This is a genomic window from Cellvibrio mixtus subsp. mixtus J3-8 (genome assembly GCF_000766945.1).
In the GTDB taxonomy this organism is placed as follows: Bacteria; Pseudomonadota; Gammaproteobacteria; order Pseudomonadales; family Cellvibrionaceae; genus Cellvibrio; species Cellvibrio mixtus_A.
On the sequence record NZ_KN266207.1, the window covers coordinates 77,951 to 98,899 of the forward strand.

The following is a 20,949-nucleotide window of genomic DNA, read 5'->3' on the forward strand; positions in this document are numbered from 1 at the left end:
TTTTCGCAATTGCAAACACTGGGTGAAAGCGGAAAAAAAATTATCGCCCTGACGTTGATGGAAAGCCCGCAGCAGGCGCGCGAGGCGTTGGAAGCGGGTGCGAGTGGTTACGTGCATTACCTGGCGGTACCGATGGTATTGGAGCAAGTGGCGCAAGTGGTGGCAGCTGGCGGTATGTGGTTGGGTGCAGATTTGATGCGGCAATTGGTATTGGCTACCGCGCGCATTTTACCTGTCACACCAGCAAAACCGGTTAACGGAACCAGGGTGGATTTATCACAACTCACCAGCCGTGAGCTTGCTGTCGCGGAATTGGTTGCTGCTGGCAAAACCAATAAAGAAGTCGCGCGTGAACTGGATATTACCGAGCGCACAGTAAAAGCCCATCTAGGTTCTGCGTTCGATAAGTTGAAAGTGCGTGATCGCTTGCATTTGGTACTGGTTATGGCGGGGAATACATAATTGATCGCCGCTAGATGGCGCTTAAAACTTTTTTATTGAAATTCACTTCATCCTATTCATTATTCTTTTAAGGCAATAAAAAAAATCTCTTTATTGTCCTTTGGTCCAATGGCGCATTTATCTTCGCAAACTAGACTGCACATCATACCTTTAATGTGATTTTGTTCACGTTCATCCTGTGGAGTCTATCGATGAGTAATGCCGTTGCTACAGTTGCGTTTCTTCAAGGCCAAGCCTGGGCTAAATCACCGGATGGCAGCTTGCGTCCCTTAACCGTGGGCAGCACCCTGAATGCGGATGAGGTTCTTGTAACTGCCCAGGGCGCCCAGGTGCAGCTGGATTTCGGTAATGGCGAACCTATCCAGGTGAGTGGCGGGCTGGAAGTGGCGATGAGCCGCGATTTTAGTAACAACACCGCAACTGATACTGATGAAGCGGCATTGAATGATGCCAGTGTGCAAGAAGCCCTGACTGTTTTGGAGCAAGGGGGAGACCTTTTGGAGGCGTTGGAAGAAACGGCTGCCGGTGAATCCGGTGGTGGCACTTCCGATGGTTCCCACGATTTTGTGCGATTGACACGCATCATCGAACAAACGGACCCGCAATCGTTTGATTATCAAAATGCCTCGACCAACACCGACACGACTGTTCAAACCGACGGTAACCCGGTGGCTTATATCAATCGCGCACCATCAGTAACTGACCAAACCCTGGCGGCGACGGAAGATGAACCCCTTCGTGGCCAGGTAATCGCCTCGGATATTGAGGGCGATAGCATTACTTACACACTGACAACCCCTGCTACCAACGGCGTTGTAGTTCTGGACCCGGTTACCGGTCAATTTACCTTTACCCCCGCGCCTAACTACAGCGGCAGCGATAGTTTTGTAGTGACTGTGACCGATAGCCGCGGTAATTCAAGTACTACAACTATCAACCTGAACATTGGGGCCGTGAATGATGCGCCCACTACTAGTGACGTCAACCTCACTACGGATGAAGACACGCCAGTAGCCGGACAGGTTATCGCCAGCGACATCGAAGGCGATACGTTGACGTACACAATTTCCGGCCAGCCTGCCAACGGTACCGTGACCCTGAATCCGGCAACGGGCGGTTTCGTTTATACCCCTAATGCGAATTACAACGGTAGCGACAGTTTTGTGGTAACTGTGAGTGATGGTAAGGGTGGTACCACCACCAGCACGGTGCGTATCGGTGTAACCCCCGTTAATGATGCGCCCACCAGCAGCGACCAGAACCTGGTGACTGCTGAAGACACGCCAATTAATGGCCGGGTAGTCGCGGCTGATGTCGATGGCGATACCCTTGGTTATACCATTTCTGGCCAGCCGACCAGTGGCACCGTCACCATCAATGCGGCGACAGGTGAATTTGTTTATACCCCTAACGCGAACTACAACGGTAGCGATAGTTTTGTGGTCACGATTAGCGATGGCAATGGCGGTATTACCTCCAGCACCATCAATATTGGTGTAACGCCAGTTAATGATGCCCCGGTTAGCAACGACCAAAACCTGACAACCGCAGAAGACACACCTCTGAATGGCCAGGTGGTAGCAACTGACGTTGACGGCGATACCCTGGCGTACATCGTTTCTGGCCAACCTGCGAATGGCACGGTTACATTGAACCCGGTCACAGGCGGTTTTGTGTACACCCCAAATGCCAATTACAACGGCAGCGATAGCTTTGTCGTCACCATTAGCGATGGCAATGGTGGCACTGTTACCAGCCGCATCAATATTGGTGTAACGCCTGTCAATGATGCGCCTGTATCCAGCGATGTCAGCTTGATTACACCAGAAGATATCCCCGTTTCCGGCCAGGTCAATGCCACAGATATCGACGGCGATACCCTCAGCTTTACCGTAACCGGTTCACCCGCTAACGGTAGCGTAGTGCTAAATGCAGGCACCGGAAGCTTTACCTACACCCCGAATGCGAATTACAACGGTAGCGATTCTTTTGTTGTCACCATCAGTGATGGCAAAGGTGGTACGACCACCAGCCTGGTGACTATTGGTGTAACGCCGGTGAATGATGCACCGGTGGCAAGCAACCTGAACCTCAATACCAATGAAAATACCGCTGTTAATGGTGCCATCAGTGCCAGTGATGCGGATGGGGATACTTTATCGTTCCTGGTATCCGGTGCTCCGGCCAACGGCACAGTCGTATTAAATGCAGCCACCGGCACTTTCGTCTATACGCCGAACGCCGGTTACAGTGGCAGCGACAGCTTTTTGGTTACCATCAGTGATGGTAAGGGTGGTACTACCACCAGCCTGGTTTCCATTGGTGTGGCCGCTGTTAACCATGCACCGACAGCGGCAGCTGACACAGCCAGTACCGATGAGGGTACCGCGGTGACTATCGCTGTGCGCGCTAATGATACTGACCCGGATGGCGATAGCCTGAAAGTTACTGGTGTGACCCAGGGCGCCAACGGCTCTGTAATAATTGATGCGGTCACCGGCAACCCGATTTACACACCCGATGCCGGTTTTGTGGGTACCGATAATTTCACTTACACCATCGACGATGGCAATGGCGGTACTGATACTGCCGTGGTGACCGTGACTGTTAATGCCGTACTGCCGACTAATAATGCTCCGGTGGCGAGCGCCGATATTATCGATGTTGCTGAAGGCGGAACTATCTCTTCGCTGAGAGGCGGAGCTACCAGCGTGTTGGCGAACGACTCTGATGTCGATGGCGATCCATTGACTGCTGTATTGGTTTCCGGTCCCGCCAACGGCACCTTAACCTTCCATGCCAACGGTGAGTTCACTTACGTCCATAACGGCAGTGAAACTACCACTGACAGTTTCACCTACAAAGTTAACGATGGCACTGTTGACGGCAACACCGTTACCGTCAACATCAATGTTGCGCCTGTTAATGACGCGCCGGTATCGGTTGCGGATAAGATCAAAGTCGTTGAGGGTGGCACGGCCACGGTACTGGATATCACCGGTGCAACCAGCGTATTGGCAAATGACAGTGATGCGGAAGGAAACACATTGACCGCGGTGCTGGTTACTGGTCCAACCAATGGCACTCTGACGTTGAATGCCAATGGCACTTTCAGTTATACCCACAATGGCAGTGAAACCACCAGTGACAGTTTCACTTACAGGGCTAACGATGGCACAACTAACGGCAATATTGTGACTGTCATTATTGAGATAACACCGGTAAATGATGCCCCGGTTGCCAATAATGACACTGTGACGGTACTCGAAGATGGCTCTGTTACTGTTGCAGTTCGCTCCAATGATACCGACGCTGAAGGCGATCCTCTCACTGTAAATTCGGTAACCCAGGGGGCAAACGGTTCGGTAGTGATTGATGCGGTTACCGGCAACCCCATTTATACACCCAATGCCGGTTTCTCTGGCACAGACAGCTTTACCTACACTGTTCGTGATCCTGCCGGTGCTGTATCAAATACCGCGACTGTGACGGTCACGGTTACTTCTGTAAACCATGCGCCGGTTGCCGTCCCGGATACCTTTACTGTCAGTGAAGGCGGTACCCTGAGCGGTGCCAGTGCGAATGTGTTGACCAATGATAGCGATGCAGACGGCAATACGTTAACTGCGATTCTTGTCACGGGTCCGACTAACGGTACTTTGGTGCTTAATGCCAACGGTCAATTCACCTATGTCCATAACGGCAGTGAAACTACGAATGACAGCTTTACTTACAAGGTCAATGACGGCACTGTGGACGGTAATACCGTCACTGTCACTATCAACGTGACGCCGGTGAATGATGCTCCACAAACCAATGCTGCTGTCGGTACAGGTAATGAAGATTCCCTGGTCACCATTACACTTTCCGGTTCTGATGTTGATGGCAGTGTAGCCGGTTACGTCATCAAAACCCTGCCGGCCAATGGTGTGTTGTACAGCGATTCCCTGATGACTACCCCCATCAGTGCGGGCGATCTGGTTACAGGCCCTGTTTACTTTATGCCCAATGCCAACTGGAATGGCACCGCTACTTTCGATTATGCCGCACGCGACAATCTGGGCCTTGAAGATCCAACACCAGCCACAGCAACCATTACCGTCAATCCGGTAGCAGATCCCGCGGTTTTGGGGGCTGGTACGGGCAGTGTGAAAGAGGATACACCGGCGCAAACCACCGCATCAGGTACCTTGAGTATTATCGATCCGGACGCTGGCGAACAAGCTTTCCAGGCACAAACCAACGTTCCCGGTACTTATGGTTCTTTTTCTGTTAACGCGTCTGGTTCCTGGGTATATACCCTCGACAATACCAGGCCGGCGGTACAAGCATTAAAAGAGGGTGAAACCAAAACCGAAACCTTCACTGTAGCCAGTATCGATGGTACGACGACCAGTGTTGTTATCACTGTAAATGGCACTAACGATGGCCCGGTGGCGGCCGCTGATGCCGCCAGTGTGAACCAGAATGCGACCTTAACCCTGACACCGGCGCAACTGCTGGCTAACGATACCGATACAGACGGGGATTCCCTTTCTCTCGTTTCCGTACAAGGGGCAGTTAACGGCACAGTCAAAATTGACGGGGGCAATGTAGTATTCACCCCGACACCGGGTTATCACGGTCCTGCGTCGTTCACTTACACCATTAGCGATGGTCACAGCACCGCTACCGCAACCACTAATGTAACTGTGCAAAAACTTAATTCCCCGCCGGTTGCGAATGATGATAGCGGCGCCGGTTCGGCGGTTAACCATGGCTTATTTTCCGAGTACTATTCCTACCGCCAGGGTACCGATGGCCCGAACCTGGATAATCTTGCCCAGGTGCTTTCGTTTATCAGCAGCCATGCTGCAACGGCGACCTTCACCACAACCCGTCTCGATTACAACGTTGGCAATGTCTTTAATAATGGTTTGGGTTTCGGTAATAACTTACAGACTTTTTTGGGCAGTGATGCGGCGAGCCTGACTAATGATCCGGCGAGCTCTTCCGATGCAATTATTCGCATGCGCGGTTTTGTGGAACTGGCACCGGGAACTTACAACTTCAAGGTTTACTCGGACGATGGTTATCAAATCAAAGTGGACGGCGTAGTTGTTGCTGAAGTCACCACTAACCAAACTCCGACCTCCACTACACACACCCAATTCACTATCGCAACGGGTGGCGTGCATACATTGGAGATTGTTTATTGGGATCAAGGTTGGAACGCTGTATTCTCGGCCGAGCTCAGCGATAACGCGGGTGTAACCTATAAGCCATTCTCAAATTATTCCAGCCATCATGCGGCAATAATGAATGTGGTGGAAGATATTCCGCTCTCCATTCCTGCCAGCAGCCTGTTGGCCAATGACACCGATGCAGATGGCGATACCCTGAGTATCCTCAGCGTGCAGGGAGCGGTTAACGGCACCGTTGCACTGGTTGGGGGGAATGTCGTATTTACGCCGGCAAGTAACTACAACGGTGCGGCTTCTTTCACATATACCATTACCGATGGCAAGGGCGGCATGGCGACAGCAACGGTCAATTTGCAAGTTACACCCGTGAACGATGCACCGGTGGCGGTTAACGACACCGCGCTGATGGCGCAAAATGGGACCCTTTCAATTCCTGTTTCAACATTGCTGGCAAATGATTCTGACCCTGAAGGTTATGTATTGACCATCGCCAGTGTACAGGAAGCCGTGAACGGTACTGTTAGTTTGTCGGGTTCACATGTCATATTTACGCCAACCACCGGCTTTGAAGGTGTAGCGCGCTTTACCTACACCGTTGCCGATCAGGAAGGGCTTACCTCCAAGGCGACAGTTAATGTCACTGTGGGTTCTGCCAGCACGCCGTCAGTTGTTGTCAGTAAGTCCCTGGTGGCGATTGCCCATGGCACGGGTGGTACCAGTGTGAAATTCCCTATCACTACCAAACTGGTGGATACCGACGGTTCCGAATCGCTTTCTATCAAAATTAGCAATGTGCCGACCGGTGTGAGCTTCAATGCCGGGGTCAACCTGGGGGGCGGTGTATGGCAATTCACTGAGGCGGATTTACCGAACCTGACGTTGAATTTGCCGGGCTCTTACACCACCAACGCAACCCATCTTACGGTGCAAGTCACATCCACCGAGGTCAATGGCGGCGCTACGGCGTCGGTATCGTCAGTAGTAACCTTGAAGGCGGGCTACACCACAGTAGATATCACCACTACTGAACATGGCAGCTACACCGGCAGTTCTGCCAATGAATATATCCAGGGCGGCAATGGTAATAACACCATCAACGGTAGCAATGGCAATAACATCATTAACGGCGGTGCCGGCGATGACAACCTGAGTGCAGGCAGCGGTTCGGATATTATTAATGGTGGCAGCGGTAATGACACTATCAACGCTGGCAGTGGTTCAGATCATATTTCCGGTGGTTCTGGCAATGACCTCCTGAAAGGTGGCGATGCCGGTGAGAACTTTGTGGATGTATTCGTGTGGTCACTGGGCGATCAAGGTGCGGCTGGAACCCCGGCGGTCGATACTATCCAGAATTTTTCCACCGCAGCAGCGAGTACGAATGGCGTCGGTGGGGACGTGTTAGACCTGCGTGATTTGCTACAAGGTGAATCTGTCGGTGCTTCTAATGGCGCAGGCAATTTAGCCAACTATCTCCATTTTGAAGTTTCTGGCAGCAACACTATTATCCATATCAGCCATACGGGTGGATTTGGTGCGGATTCGCACAGCGTTGGCGGTAGTTACACCAGCACTGCAGAGACGCAGCAAATTGTATTGGAAGGCGTAAACCTCCAAAGCACATACTCTGGGGCAACAACTGACCAGCAAATTATTACCCAGTTGCTCAACAACAATAAGTTGATCACTGATTAATAAGTGGCAATTAATCGCTTGTGATAATTGAATGGAAAAATCCCGCGTTACGGCGGGATTTTTTTAGCGGGGGCTGTATGTACGTAAAGCGTAACCACAACGGAGAAGTTGTTGCCGTGAGTAAGCAAGCCGGCCAGGATTTTAGCGAGCAAATTGCAGGCGATGCGCCGGAGTTGCTGCAATTTATCCAGGGGGAAAAAACTGCTGAGCAATTAGCGCTGGAACAAACTGACCAGACTATGGCGCGGGTATTGGAAGATGTGGTGAATTTGTTAGTGGAGCAAGGCGTGATCCGATTTACGGATTTACCGGAAGCTGCGCAAAATAAATTGCTTACCCGCCGTGAGTTGCGGGGCAAGCGCCAAAGCGTTTATTTGCTGGATGATGGTGACCAACTGCATTTATAAATCACAGTTGTATTAATAATTCGATGAGTGTTTTCTACTCAAAAAAATCCCGCCATATGCTCTGGCGGGATTTTTTTTTCAATTAACTAATATGGGTTCCGGTTAAACCATCCATACCAACTTTCAATAACACCACTTGTTCGTCATCATTGCTAACCCCTTCGGCAATAATTTGAATTCCCAGCGAGTGCGCAAGGGTACACAAGCTCTGTACAAAACTCTGGCTACTGGTGTTTGAATCAATTGAGCGCGTAATCGCTGCATCCAGTTTCAAATAATGTAAACCCATATCCTGTAATTTGCTGAATTGGGTAAATTCCAATCCGACATGCTCTAATCCGACTCTACAGCCTAACGCGCGTAAACGAACAATAAATGCACGTAATTCTTCCAGATGACGCAACACACAAATTTCCGGGAATTCCAGCCACAATTTTTTTGCTTCAAGTGGGTTTTCGCTTAACAATGAAATTGCTTGCTCGCGAAACTGGGCATTACACAGCGAAAGCGCAGAAATATTGACAGCGAGATCCTGTTGGATGGACTTCGTTTGTTTAAGGGCCAGTTTTAAGACTGCCAGATCTATATTTGCCATCAAGCCCAAACGAACAGCCCACGGCATAAAATAACCGGCAGGGCGGTATTCATTATCCAGGCGCAAGCGAGCAGCTGTTTCCTGGTGCAATAATTTTCCTTCGGTATTTTTTACCGGAAAACTGGCCAGGCGAATTTCTTCTGCAGCCAGTGCCGTCTCAATACCACTGCGCCATTCACTGAGGTTGTGCTGGGTATAATCGCGTTGCTCGTCATGGGCTACTACTGCGCGGTTACCTTTAAGTTCTGCTTGCGCAAGGGCGCCGTCCAGTTTATGCATCACCTGGCTGGATTTTTCGCCGCTGGTAAAACTGCACAGCGCTAACGGTATGGCAATCTTGTCAAAACCCCCGGCAATCAATTGGAAATTTAATGTTTGTGAAATATCAGCACTTACAATATCAATGGGGGTGTCGGTGGGAATCAGTAAACAGAAGTCACTGCCATTCAAGCGCCCGGCGTGGGCGCCAGGAAATTTTTGGGCGAGGTCAGCAAATACACCGGCAATTGCACGCAGTAATTGGTCGACCTGGTTATGCCCTAACTGCTGGTTGAGCTCTTGTAACATCATGACTCTGGCGAGTGCCAGAATACCGCGCTTTTCAGCATCTTCGCGCGTCAGTTGTACTTCCAGCAAATTTAAAAAGTGGGTGCGGTTTGTCAAGCCGGTCAATCGGTCTGTTTGCGAATCGCGGCGCAGTAACTCCAATTGCCTCGCTTCTTTTTCCAGCATGTGTTTAACGCTGGTGGAAAGTGTATTCATCGCGCGTACCAAGCGCTGGAATTCTTTGGTTTTAGGTTCTTGCGACACAATAAAACGACGCTCACTAATGGCCTCCGCTTGATCGACAACCACATCCAGTGGGCGCGAAATATATTTCAGGATCAAGCTGCCAATCACACCGCTGATCAAAGTAACAAATACAAACCAGTCAATTAAATTGCGTGTGTTTTTCCATAAGGCTTCCAGGGCGAAACGCGAATGACTTTTTAAAATCAATGTACCGGCTTGTTGCCAGCCATCTTGTACCTGTGCGATCCCGGGGGCTGCATTAAGCTTTACTTTTTTGGCAAACCATTCCGGAACTGTGTCGATCTTTTCATTTTCAAAATTGCGCGCAACAATCGGATTCTTGTTGGCATCTTGAAAAATAATGTATTCATAATGGCCGGAATCAAACTGGGCTGTAATTAACAACTCCAATGTCACAGCATCTTTTTCCGGTAATTGCGAAATCGATAACGCCAGTGAGTTGGCGTTATCAATATTTTTTAATCGCAATTGCTCCTCCAGGTAGGTTTTTGCGGTAAGCGTACTGATTGCAAAATTACCGCCCAACACCAGTAGCAGCATGGTAATGATGCCAATCCACAATTGTTTTATTAGTGACATTGCTTGTGCCTTTTACTCAAATGCATGAAAGAGGTTATGGAAAACATGGTTAAAAACCTTCCTCCTGAACGCGCGCCAACAGATCGCGCCAACGTGATAATCGCGCGGTAGGATCTGCGGCGGTTTGTTGGTTGCCTACCCATAGTCCTTCGCTGTTAAAGCTGAATACCGGGTGTAAATCCGGGCGTTCGGTGGCAGGCTCGATGGAGCTTACCAAACTGTCCATAATTAATGGCACGGCATTGGGCTGCGGGTAATATCCCAATACCATATGTGCCTGAAAAATTTTGCTTTGAGCTCCGCCTACCTGGGCACGGACATAAATCAACCGCAAATTTTCGGTGGGCATTCCCATTCGCAACAGGGTAAGGTATTTGGCGATGGCATAATCATCACAGTCACCGGCGCGTACGCCTAATGTTTCCAGTGGTGTTGCCCAATAATCACTTTTCTTCCACAGCACCAGGTCTTCTGTGTAGCGAAGATTCTTGTTAAAGAATTGGTTGACCAGTTTAATTTGTTCGGTAGGTGGGCGCTGGTTTTCTGTGGCGACCAACTGATCCCAACGCTCCAGCAGGGCGACGCCATCCCCACCGTAACGCTCTTCCATCAAGCGTTTCATTTTTTGGGTATTGGCGCAGGCAACGAGGGTACTAAGCAATAACACCATAATCGCCGCGCATATCCAACAATGCCTGGCAGTAGGACGGGCAAACGAAAAAAATCCGGAGCGTTTAGAGTGTGACAACGACATAGTGTTGCACTCGCAGCAAAGTGTTATAAATCAAACAGCTCATTGCGTTATATGCTTAGCAGTTAATGTTATAGCAGTATAGCTGCTGTTTATTGGTGCGCGATTGAATCTTGATTGGCGTATGAAATTTTATTCATGTTTGAATGGGCATGGGTTGCATACGTATTCACCAATAAATGAAATTTGAATACGTATGCAGCACTTTGCGAGTTTGGAGTTTATTTCATCAAATAGTCCTTCCAATAACATAAGCATAAAAGGAAAGACCATTATGAAACACAAACACATCCTCCTCCCATTCTTGCTAATGGCCTCAGCGGGAGCACAAGCTGATTGGTATTTGCGCGGCACACATAATAGTTGGGGAGCGACCCCCATGAATGCGGCAGGCACGAATACGGTTGAATTAACCAATGTAGTGTTTGCTGCGGCGGGCAGTATTAAATTTGATCGCTATGGCAATTGGACCGAAAGTTACGGTGTTGGCGGTCTCAATGGTTCTAATATTTCAGTAGGTCAGGGCACCTGGAATATTAAGTTTTTCACGGACACCAACCACTGGAGTATCACTTCCGTTGCGAGTGTTAATTACCATCTTCGCGGTACTTTTAATTCCTGGGCCGAAGGCACGTTACTGACTCGCGTTGGCACCAGTGATGTTTATGAAAGTTGCCAGAATTTTGTGGGCGGTGATGCTACCGGTGGCCCACGTTTTAAAATAGATCCTAACGGCGGTTGGGGCGGCGATGCAGTTCCTGCTGCGGATTATACGGTTGCTACAGGTTGGGTAAAAATCAGTTTTAATTCATCGACCAAAGCTATTACGACCCAACAAAACCTTGCTGCAAATTGTGGTGCAGCAATATCAAGCTCCGCATCCTCCACCAGCTCTGTGGCTAACACATCTACATCATCAGCTACTTCATCAACAACAAATTCTTCCAGCGTTGCATCAACACAATTCCATTTGCGCGGTACGCACAACGGTTGGGCTGAGGGTGATTTGTTTGCGACTCCCAGTGGTACCAACCAGTTGGAAATTTGTCGCAATTTTTCTGCAGGTGATGCTAATGGCGGCCCGCGTTTCAAAGTTGACCCGAATGGCGGTTGGGGAGATGCATTCCCGGCTGCCGACCAGGCAGCCAATGGATGGACTAAAATTATTATCAATACCAGCTCGCGCACTTTAGTAAGTATCACTGCTAATTTGGCCGCAAATTGTGGTGCAATTACATCAAGTTCAACTTCTTCGGCTTCAACATCTACCAGCAGTGTGAGCAGCAGCATTGCAACAGCAGACGATTTCCGTGCACGCACCATGTATTTTGTATTTGTGGATCGTTTCGCCAATGGCAATACCGCTAACGATAACGGCAGTAATTCCGCTGCAACCTCTACTGTAAAATCTGCCGGTGCGCAAAGTGAGTGGAAAAAGTATTGGGGTGGTGACATCGCCGGGTTAATTTCCAAACTCGATTATTTGCAATCATTAGGTGTGTCGGCAATTTGGGTAACGCCACTGGTCGATAATATTAATGTGGGTAATGAGGGGGGCTATCACGGTTATTGGGCACGCGATTTTTATGCGGTTGATGAGCATCTCGGTGATTGGGCATTAGTTGATGAGCTCGATGCACAAATGGAAGCGCGCGGTATGAAACTGGTATTGGATATCGCACTTAATCATTCCAACCAGGATGACCAATACGAATTCGGTGCTTTGTACAAAGATGGTGCTTTCCTGACGGATTTTGCGAGTGGTAAAGGTACCTGGTACCACGCGAATGGTGCTATTTCCGATTGTGGAGATACAAATCCGGCAACCACCTGTAACACTGAATGGGATGATCCCTGGTCGTTCCGTAATAAAAGTTTATTCAATCTCACTGATTTCAATCACGGTACAAGTAGTAACTCAATTGCCGATCAATATTTAATTGATGCCGCATTAAAGTGGATGGATCACGGTGTTGATGCTTTCCGTATTGATGCAATTAAACATATAGAGCCTTCATTTATTAATCGTTTCAGCGCTGCTGTGCGTGCAAAAAAAGCTGACACGTATATTTTTGGTGAGTGGTATAACGCGGGTGCTGGCGATTCATTATCAATGAGTTTCCTGAATGAGCGTCGCGGTTCTGAATTGCTGGACTTCAAATTGCGCGATGCAATTGAAAATGCAATTGCAGGAAATACCACTATGGTAAATTTAAGTAGCCATATTCTTTCACGTCCCGGGGCGATGAATAATTTCGAAGACCAGCAAGCTATTTTCCTCGATAACCACGATGCAACCCGCACCAGTGTTTATTTACAAACTACAGGTACTACCAATCGTGGAAATGGGAAAGGAATGACAAAAAGTTTTGCCGATGCGCGCCAGAATTTAGGTATGGCATTGGTGATGACATTGCCCGGCGTCCCAACGATTTATTACGGCACCGAACAAAACTCTACCTGGTTTACAGCGAATGGCGATGGACAGATTGGCCACGATCCTTACAATCGCGAACCGCAACCTTCTTTCAATCAATCTACCCCGGCGTATACTTTGATCAGTGCTCTGGCTAATTTGCGCAAAAACAGTGTTGCTATCCAGCGCGGAACCTATGCTGAGCGGTGGTCCACTGCAGATATTCTGGTATTCCAGCGTCAAGAGGGAAGTGATTGTGCAGTCGTGGCGGTAAATCGCGGTGCAGCAGCCACTATTACTGTACCGAATTTATGTTTGGCGAATTCTGCTTACACAAGTGTGGTGGGAACTGATGTTGTGAATGTGACTAGCGGAAGCGGCACTTTTAACTTATCGCAGAATGAAGTTGTGGTTTTGCATTAATTGTTTACTTTGGCGAACTCATGGCTGGCAAAATTAATTAGCTCGTCATGCTGGTAATTTCATCGTATTAATTGCGCTGCTAATTATTAGCGTATGAAAAAATAAAAAGGGGCGCTCAAATGAGCGCCCCTTTTTTGTCGATATTTTCTTTTGCCAATATTTCTTAAATGTTGTTTCGAATGTAAAAAACAGATTTACAACATCGATGGCATTGCTTGTAAGTTTAAATCGTCACTCGCGGTTTCTTTTTCTGCTGTGCGTGTATTTGCGGAAAGCCGATTAATATTGCTTGCTGTGGCTAAACGAAATTCTTCTTGCTGTTGGTGCCACGCAATAATCTTGTAGTAGTTGCGCACGTTATCAACAAATTTCACCGGCTCCCAACCGCGCATATAACCGTGTTTGGCTGTGCTGTAATACTGGTATTTCGAAAGCAGCGGCATATATTTGCGCACATCGTCCCATTTGCTGGGATTGCCGCCCATACGTTGGGTCAGCACGCGAGCATCTTCAACATGTCCAAGCCCCTGGTTATACGCGGCGAGCGCCATGTTCAGGCGATCTTCACCCTGGATGCGCTTGGGTAACTTTTCAAACAAGATACTCAGGTATTTTGCGCCGCCGCGAATGCTTTGTTGGGGATCTTTACGATCACTGATGCCCATTGCTCGCGCCGTGTTTTTGGTCAGCATCATCAAACCGGCAACACCGGTATGGGAAACCGCATCGGGCAGCCAATTGGATTCCTGGTAACTAATAGCCGCTAGCAATTGCCAATCCACATTAAATTCAGCCGCAGCGTTTTTCATCCCATCTATCCATTGTGGCAGGCGTTGCTCCAGCTGATAGGTGAAGGACATGGCTTCACCAGTTGTTACTTCTTCTATATGGCGCTCAAAAAACTCTTCGGTGAAACGGGCAAGGGTACCGTCGGCTTTGATATTGGTCAGGTATTTCTGGGCTGCATCAAATAAAGTGGTATCTGATCCTTGCGGGAACGCCCAGGCAACAGGTTGCGGATCACTTACATCAAATGCCAACTCGGCTTTGGGATAGGAGTAGCGGTTGAGTGAATAGACGGTTGAATCCACTACAGCGTAATCAGCTTCACCTCTGTTCACCATTTCCAGCAAATCAATCTGTTCGGCATTGATCACATTGCGCCACTGTAAATCGGGAAAAGCCGCCTGCAAGGCTTTTACGCGGGCACTATGAGATTCGCTAGCAAGAACCAGGACTTCTTTGTCCTTGATATCGCTAATGCTGGTCGGTTGCGGTAAACGTTTGTTATAAACGAGTTGCTGGGTTACTTGCATAAAAGGCGCTGCAAAACTGATCGTTTTGCCACGGCTTTCCTGTGCGGTTAAACCGGCAGCAGCAAAATGGAATTGCTGGTTAACCACGCCGTTCAGCATGGCATCCGGATCGGAACTGTTCTCCAGCACCAATTTCAGGCCGAGCGAATCCGCAAAGCCTTTGACGAGGCTATATTCGAACCCTGTGAGGCCAGTAGGGCCTTCATAATAAGTAGTAGGACCATTGCTTGAAACTACATGCAACTCGCCTGACTCAAGCACTTGCTCCAATAAGGTAGGAGGAGTGCTACGCACCAGCAAAGCGCTGCTGGCGGTGAGTAACAAGCCAGCAAACAGGCTTGTTGTTATGGACTTTAAAATCACTAACGCTGATGGTTTGCGAATTTCCATAAGGGGTTTCTCCGGTGGTCTGAACTGCATCGCCCGAAAGGGTATTCTCTGTTCGTGTGTGCGCATTCATGCCGAATCCAATCCATTAATGACCCGTGCAAATACGCTGCCATGGTATAACCACTTTTTTTTTGTGCCTAGCTTGTTTTCTGAGCAGGATTAGGCTAGCGCCGAGGTGAAATTTTGACCTTTTTTCCGATCAAGCTAGTAATGACGCGGGATTCGGCGGATTTCAGACGGTATGAAAAGGCCGACGAACGGTCGAAAAAATGTTAAAAAATGTGACATTGGCCGCCATTTTTGGCCCAAAAAAGGGCCTTTAAACGGTGGAAATCGTAAGTTTTTGTTAAAAAGCTGCGCAAAAATGCGTAAAAATTTCAGATTATTTTGTTATAAGGCCAATTTTGTGCATTTTAATTTTGTTATTTTTCATAAATAAAATTTTTCGTCGTGCTTCGTCGTTTCTATTCAATATTTTTTTAAAATTTTTGCAATTAATGCAGGGCTTACCCGCGCTAGTAAAGGAATCCATTTTGTTTTCCCCCCATAAATTCTCTTTTTTTGTTTACCAATACCCAAAATAATTTCTTTCGCCGCAAAATCAGCCGATATTTTTTTGCCTGGTCGTCCTGCGGTCATGGGTGTATCAACTAATGGTAAAATTACTTCGCACACACGCATGTTGGTTGATTCGAGTTGATAGCTGAGGGAACTGGAAAAACTATGAAGTGCCGCTTTAGTTGCACAATAAACAGCAGCAGTTGTTTTTGGAAAAATTGCCAGTGCAGAAGAAATATTTACAATCGTTGCGTTATTATTTTTTTGTTGCCAATGATTTATTAACATTGCACCCAGTATCAGCGGAGCATATAAGTTGACTTGAATTTCTTCCTCGATAGAGTTGATCGTAAAGTCTGCATCTATAAAACAGGGTGTATATTGAATCCCTGCGTTGTTAATAAGAATAGAGATATCCGGGTGGTCCAAGACAATCTGTTTGACACACTCTGCGATATTAGCGTTAGAAAGCAAGTCGCAGTTATAACAGTGGATATTTGTATGGCTCCGGAACAGGGTTGTTGTTTTTTCTAAAGACCGGGCTATTACCAATACAACATTATGGGCGCTTAGCTGTTTAACCATTGCAAGCCCGATACCTGATGTTCCACCGGTAATCAAAATAGTTTTGTTGGCGATTTCCATGATTGCTCCTTAATTAAATTCCTTATTGCACAGCAATAATGTTTTGGCAGCATTAACCCGGGTTAATAAATTATGTCATTTTCGGATTATTTTTCTGGCCTGGGTTCGTCTGTAGAAATCCCCAAAGGAGCATATCTCTTTCGCCAGCATCAAGAACCTGCCAGTTTGTTTTTTATCGAGCAGGGATTGGTGAAGGCGTTTTACGAAACATTTGATGGAAAGGAATTTATTAAATCCTTCATAAAAGAAGGGCAGGTTATTGGAAGTTTGCAAGCGCTTGTAGCAGATCAATCGAATAGTTTTTCTGTTATTGCTTTGGAAAATTGTATTGTTAAGAAAATCTCCAGGTCACAATTGATGCAATGTGTTGATTCGACAGCGCATACCCGGGGGTGGTTGAATGAATTTTTATTAGCGTTGGCAATGAAGAAAGAGCAGCGGGAATATGAATTCTTGTGTTTATCTGCAGCGGAGCGTTACTTGCTGTTTTGCCAGCGTGAAGCTGAGCTCGTGCCCAGGCTGTCACAGCTGGACATCGCGCGTTATTTGGGAATTACGCCGGTAGCATTGAGCCGTATCCGTCGAAGGCTCAATTTTTAAGCCCCCGGAAGATGGGTTAACGGGGAAAAAAGTCTCTCGGGCAGGGTATAAATCCAGTACAATGCGCGCCTCTCTTTTATCATTATTTCTGTCATTACCCATGCCGAGGCTCTTCCCACTATGTTAATCCTGCGTGGCGCTCCCGCTCTTTCCAGTTTCCGTTCCCAAAAGCTCCTGTCCAGCCTGCAACAACGCATTCCCGCTGTGACTGGTGTGAGTTCGGAATTTGTCCACTTTGCCCATATTTCCTCCCCATTGAGTGATGCTCAACAGCACGTGCTCAAGCAATTACTGACCTACGGTCCCAAAGTAGAGAAAGAAGCCAGCCATGATGGCGAGCTGTTTCTGGTAGTTCCGCGCCTCGGCACGATTTCCCCTTGGGCTTCCAAGGCGACTGACATTGCTAAAAACACTGGTTTGGAAAACGTTAAGCGTATCGAGCGGGGTATTGCGTATTACGTTACCGGCGCATCGGCTATAGACCGCGCTGCCATCGCCACGCTGCTACATGACCGCATGGTGGAAACCGTATTTGATAGCCTGGAAGCGGCGGAACAACTGTTTATCCAACAGCAGCCAGCACAGCAAACGTCAGTGGATATCCTCGGTGGTGGTCGCGCTGCCTTGGTGGATGCCAATAAATCCCTCGGTCTGGCATTGGCGGAAGACGAAATTGATTACCTGGTAGATAGTTTTACTGCGTTGGGCCGCAACCCTATCGATGTAGAGTTGATGATGTTTGCGCAAGCCAACTCTGAACACTGTCGCCACAAAATCTTCAATGCATCATGGACTATTGATGGCCAGGAACAGCCGCGCAGCCTGTTCAAAATGATCAAAAACACCAATGAAGTTGGTGGAGAAGATGTGCTTTCAGCGTATGCCGACAACGCTGCGGTAGTGGTTGGCCATGAAGCGGGGCGCTTCTATCCAAACCCGGAAACCAAAGCATACGAATACAACCAGCAGCCAATCCATATATTGATGAAGGTTGAAACCCACAACCACCCAACGGCAATTTCTCCGTTCTCGGGTGCGGGTACCGGTGCTGGTGGTGAAATCCGTGACGAAGGTGCAGTCGGCCGTGGTTCCAAACCTAAAGTCGGGTTGAATGGTTTTACCGTATCCAACTTGCAAATCCCCGGTTTTGAACAGCCGTGGGAGCAGAATTACGGTAAACCAAACCGTATCGTAACTGCGCTGGATATCATGATCGAAGGCCCGATCGGTGGTGCAGCGTTTAACAACGAATTCGGCCGTCCAAATATCTGCGGTTATTTCCGTACCTTCGAGGAAAACTTTGACGGCGAGCGTCGTGGTTACCACAAACCAATTATGTTGGCAGGCGGTTACGGCAACATCAAAACTGAACATATCGAAAAGCCGCCATTTGGCGCTGGTACCAAACTGGTAGTGCTTGGCGGCCCGGCGATGTTAATCGGCCTCGGTGGTGGTGCTGCCTCTTCCATGACATCCGGGTCTTCGTCTGAAGATTTGGATTTCGCTTCTGTACAGCGCCAAAACCCGGAAATGGAGCGTCGTTGCCAGGAGGTGATCGATGCTTGCTGGCAATTGGGCGATAAAAACCCTATCGCTTTTATTCATGACGTAGGTGCAGGTGGCCTTTCCAATGCCTTCCCGGAATTGGTAAAAGACGGCGGTACTGGCGGTAAATTTGAACTGCGTAATGTACCCAACGATGAGCCGAGCATGAGTCCATTGGCGATTTGGTGTAATGAATCGCAAGAGCGTTATGTGTTGGCGATTGCGCCGGCAGATTTACCGCGCTTTGAAGCCATTTGCCAGCGTGAGCGCGCTGCTTACGCTGTGGTTGGTGAAGCGACTGACGAAAAACATTTGCTGGTTAACGATAAACATTTCGATGCAAAACCGGTTGATTTACCGATGTCAGTATTATTTGGCAAGCCACCAAAAATGCATCGCGTTGCTGAAAAACATCATGCAAAAACATCCGGGTTCACCACTACCGGTATCGAATTAAAAGATGCCATCGGGCGCGTGCTCAGTCATCCGGCAGTGGCAAGCAAAAGCTTCCTGATCACTATCGGCGATCGCTCGGTAACCGGTATGGTTGCGCGCGATCAAATGGTTGGCCCGTGGCAAGTTCCAGTTGCCGACGTTGCAGTAACTACTATTAGTTACGATTCATATGCTGGTGAGGCAATGAGTATGGGCGAGCGCACGCCGATTGCATTGCTGGATGCCCCTGCGTCTGGCCGTATGGCAATTGCGGAGGCGATTACCAACATTGCAGCAACACGCATTGCAAAACTTTCCGATATAAAACTTTCTGCGAACTGGATGTGCGCCGCTGGCCACAAAGGTGAAGAGGAAAAACTCTATCGCACTGTAGAGGCCGTCGGTATGGAATTGTGCCCGGCTTTGGGCATCACTATTCCGGTTGGAAAAGATTCCATGTCCATGCGCACCGCGTGGAAGGATGGCGGTGAAGACAAAGCGGTTACCGCGCCGTTGTCACTGGTAATTTCTGCGTTCTCTCCGGTGGTGGATGTTCGTCAAACGCTGACTCCACAACTGCGCACGGACAAAGGTGATACCGATTTAATTCTGGTTGATTTGGGTAACGGTAAAAATCGTTTGGGTGGTTCGATCCTCGCGCAGGTTTACAACCAGCTCGGTCAAACACCGGCGGATCTGGACTCTGCCGATCAACTCAAAGGCTTCTTCAATGCAGTGCAAGCAAGCCTTGCTGCCAATGAATTGCTGGCATATCACGATCGTTCTGACGGCGGTTTGTTCGCAACCGTTGCAGAAATGGCCTTCGCTGGTCACACCGGTGTAAGCATCAACCTTGATGGTTTGGGCGAAGATTTGCTCGCAGTTTTATTTAACGAAGAAGCAGGTGCGGTAGTGCAGGTAACGCGCGCACAATCTGCTGCGGTACAAAAACGGTTCGTAGATGCCGGTTTAAAAATCAATGTGATCGGCAGCTTGAATGCCAATGATTCATTGAGTATCAGTGCAAATGGCAACCTGGTGTTCGATCAATCGCGCGCGCAACTGCAAGCGCTGTGGAGCGAAACCAGTTATCGCATTCAATTGTTGCGTGATAACCCTGCCTGTGCCGAGCAGGAGTTCATGGCTATCACCAAGCCAAACCCCGGTTTGAGTGTGAAGCTGAGCTACGATCAAAATGATGATATTGCAGCTCCGTTCATTAACACGGGTGTTCGTCCTTCGGTCGCTGTATTGCGTGAACAAGGTGTTAACGGCCATGTGGAAATGGCAGCAGCATTTGATCGCGCTGGTTTCAAAGCCGTTGATGTACATATGAGCGATTTGCTTTCCGGTCGTATATCGCTGGAGCAATTCAAGGGTTTGGTAGCTTGCGGCGGCTTCTCTTATGGCGACGTGTTGGGCGCAGGCGAAGGCTGGTCAAAAACCATTTTGTTCAACAACAACGTGCGCGATGAATTCGAACGTTTCTTCCATCGCAATGATACTTTCAGCCTGGGTGTGTGTAATGGTTGCCAGATGATGTCTAACCTGAAAAACCTGATTCCCGGCGCTGATCATTGGCCGCGTTTTGTGCGCAACTTGTCTGAACAATTTGAAGCGCGTTTCAGCCTGGTACAAATACAGGAATCTTCATCGGTATTGTTCAAGGGTATGGCGGGTTCACATATGCCGGTAGCGGTTGCCCATGGTGAAGGCTATGCGGAATTTGCCAATGCAGACGCACTGAAGGTATGTAACGAAAGCGGCACAGTTGCGCTGCGTTTTATTGATAACAACCTCAGTGCGACCGAAGCCTATCCTGCTAACCCGAACGGTTCGCCGTTGGGGATCACCAGTGTAAGCAGCAAAGACGGTCGCACCACTATCATGATGCCGCATCCTGAGCGCGTATTCCGCGCAGTCAGCAATTCATGGAAGCCGGACGACTGGAAAGATGATGGCGCCTGGTTGCGTATATTCCGCAATGCGCGTGTGTTTGTAGGGTAAGAAGGCTTGTAGGCCAGGGCCAACGGTTACTACAAAACATTACAAACTCGAGCGGGAGGCATTAGCCTCCCGCTTTGTTTTTGTGCTTCAATAACTTACATTCCTGAAAGCAGGTTTTATCATTGGTTG

10 protein-coding genes are annotated in these 20,949 nt (G+C 48.5%); 6 read left to right on the top strand and 4 right to left on the bottom strand.

What is annotated here, in order from left to right; translation table 11 throughout:
- The 3 genes from A596_RS05520 to A596_RS05530 form a co-directional block, all read left to right on the top strand.
- On the top strand, positions 1-462 hold a 462-nt coding region (locus tag A596_RS05520), incomplete at its 5' end, for a response regulator transcription factor (protein WP_084128200.1).
- A 191-nt stretch (positions 463-653) separates the two neighbouring features.
- Positions 654-7,340, top strand: coding sequence for a retention module-containing protein (locus A596_RS21960; protein WP_052417262.1), 6,687 nt, complete (start codon positions 654-656; stop codon positions 7,338-7,340).
- Positions 7,341-7,417: 77 nt separating this feature from the next.
- The gene (locus A596_RS05530) at positions 7,418-7,747 is read left to right on the top strand and encodes a DUF4034 domain-containing protein (RefSeq protein ID WP_039913168.1); all 330 of its coding nucleotides are present in this window, start codon (positions 7,418-7,420) and stop codon (positions 7,745-7,747) included.
- A gap of 82 nt (positions 7,748-7,829) precedes the next feature.
- On the opposite strand, the gene A596_RS05535 is transcribed toward A596_RS05530, so the two are convergent.
- On the bottom strand, positions 7,830-9,734 hold the full coding sequence (locus A596_RS05535; RefSeq protein WP_039913169.1) for a bifunctional diguanylate cyclase/phosphodiesterase: 1,905 nt from the start codon (positions 9,732-9,734) through the stop codon (positions 7,830-7,832).
- 49 nt (positions 9,735-9,783) lie between these two features.
- A complete protein-coding gene (locus tag A596_RS05540; protein ID WP_039913170.1) occupies positions 9,784-10,404 on the bottom strand; it encodes a transglutaminase-like cysteine peptidase in 621 nt (206 codons plus the stop codon).
- 355 nt (positions 10,405-10,759) lie between these two features.
- Here A596_RS05540 and A596_RS05545 point away from each other — a divergent pair, with 355 nt between their 5' ends.
- Positions 10,760-13,324: an alpha-amylase family glycosyl hydrolase gene (locus A596_RS05545; RefSeq protein ID WP_039913172.1), complete on the top strand. Its 2,565-nt coding sequence runs from the start codon at positions 10,760-10,762 to the stop codon at positions 13,322-13,324.
- Positions 13,325-13,518: 194 nt separating this feature from the next.
- Here A596_RS05545 and mltF read toward each other — a convergent pair whose 3' ends face one another.
- Positions 13,519-15,030 (bottom strand): membrane-bound lytic murein transglycosylase MltF, encoded by a 1,512-nt coding sequence (mltF, locus tag A596_RS05550; protein ID WP_052417263.1) that lies wholly within the window; start codon positions 15,028-15,030, stop codon positions 13,519-13,521.
- Between the two features lie 468 nt (positions 15,031-15,498).
- Entirely contained in the window at positions 15,499-16,233 is a 735-nt protein-coding gene (locus A596_RS05560) for an SDR family oxidoreductase (RefSeq protein WP_039913176.1), read from the bottom strand.
- A gap of 72 nt (positions 16,234-16,305) precedes the next feature.
- Between A596_RS05560 and A596_RS05565 the strand changes: the two genes are divergently transcribed.
- Both A596_RS05565 and purL read left to right on the top strand, forming a co-directional pair.
- Entirely contained in the window at positions 16,306-16,833 is a 528-nt protein-coding gene (locus tag A596_RS05565; protein WP_052417264.1) for a Crp/Fnr family transcriptional regulator, read from the top strand.
- Positions 16,834-16,953: 120 nt separating this feature from the next.
- The gene (gene purL / locus A596_RS05570; RefSeq protein ID WP_084128075.1) at positions 16,954-20,820 is read left to right on the top strand and encodes a phosphoribosylformylglycinamidine synthase; all 3,867 of its coding nucleotides are present in this window, start codon (positions 16,954-16,956) and stop codon (positions 20,818-20,820) included.
- Positions 20,821-20,949 lie beyond the last annotated feature (129 nt).

What these genes read in the sequence shown, in the direction of transcription:
- A596_RS21960 (WP_052417262.1), top strand. Translation starts at nt 654, where the DNA reads ATGAGTAATGCCGTTGCTACAGTTGCGTTTCTTCAAGGCCAAGCCTGG.
- A596_RS05530 (WP_039913168.1), top strand. Translation starts at nt 7,418, where the DNA reads ATGTACGTAAAGCGTAACCACAACGGAGAAGTTGTTGCCGTGAGTAAG.
- A596_RS05535 (WP_039913169.1), bottom strand. Translation starts at nt 9,734, where the DNA reads ATGTCACTAATAAAACAATTGTGGATTGGCATCATTACCATGCTGCTA.
- A596_RS05540 (WP_039913170.1), bottom strand. Translation starts at nt 10,404, where the DNA reads ATGGTGTTATTGCTTAGTACCCTCGTTGCCTGCGCCAATACCCAAAAA.
- A596_RS05545 (WP_039913172.1), top strand. Translation starts at nt 10,760, where the DNA reads ATGAAACACAAACACATCCTCCTCCCATTCTTGCTAATGGCCTCAGCG.
- mltF (WP_052417263.1), bottom strand. Translation starts at nt 15,030, where the DNA reads ATGGAAATTCGCAAACCATCAGCGTTAGTGATTTTAAAGTCCATAACA.
- A596_RS05560 (WP_039913176.1), bottom strand. Translation starts at nt 16,233, where the DNA reads ATGGAAATCGCCAACAAAACTATTTTGATTACCGGTGGAACATCAGGT.
- A596_RS05565 (WP_052417264.1), top strand. Translation starts at nt 16,306, where the DNA reads ATGTCATTTTCGGATTATTTTTCTGGCCTGGGTTCGTCTGTAGAAATC.
- purL (WP_084128075.1), top strand. Translation starts at nt 16,954, where the DNA reads ATGTTAATCCTGCGTGGCGCTCCCGCTCTTTCCAGTTTCCGTTCCCAA.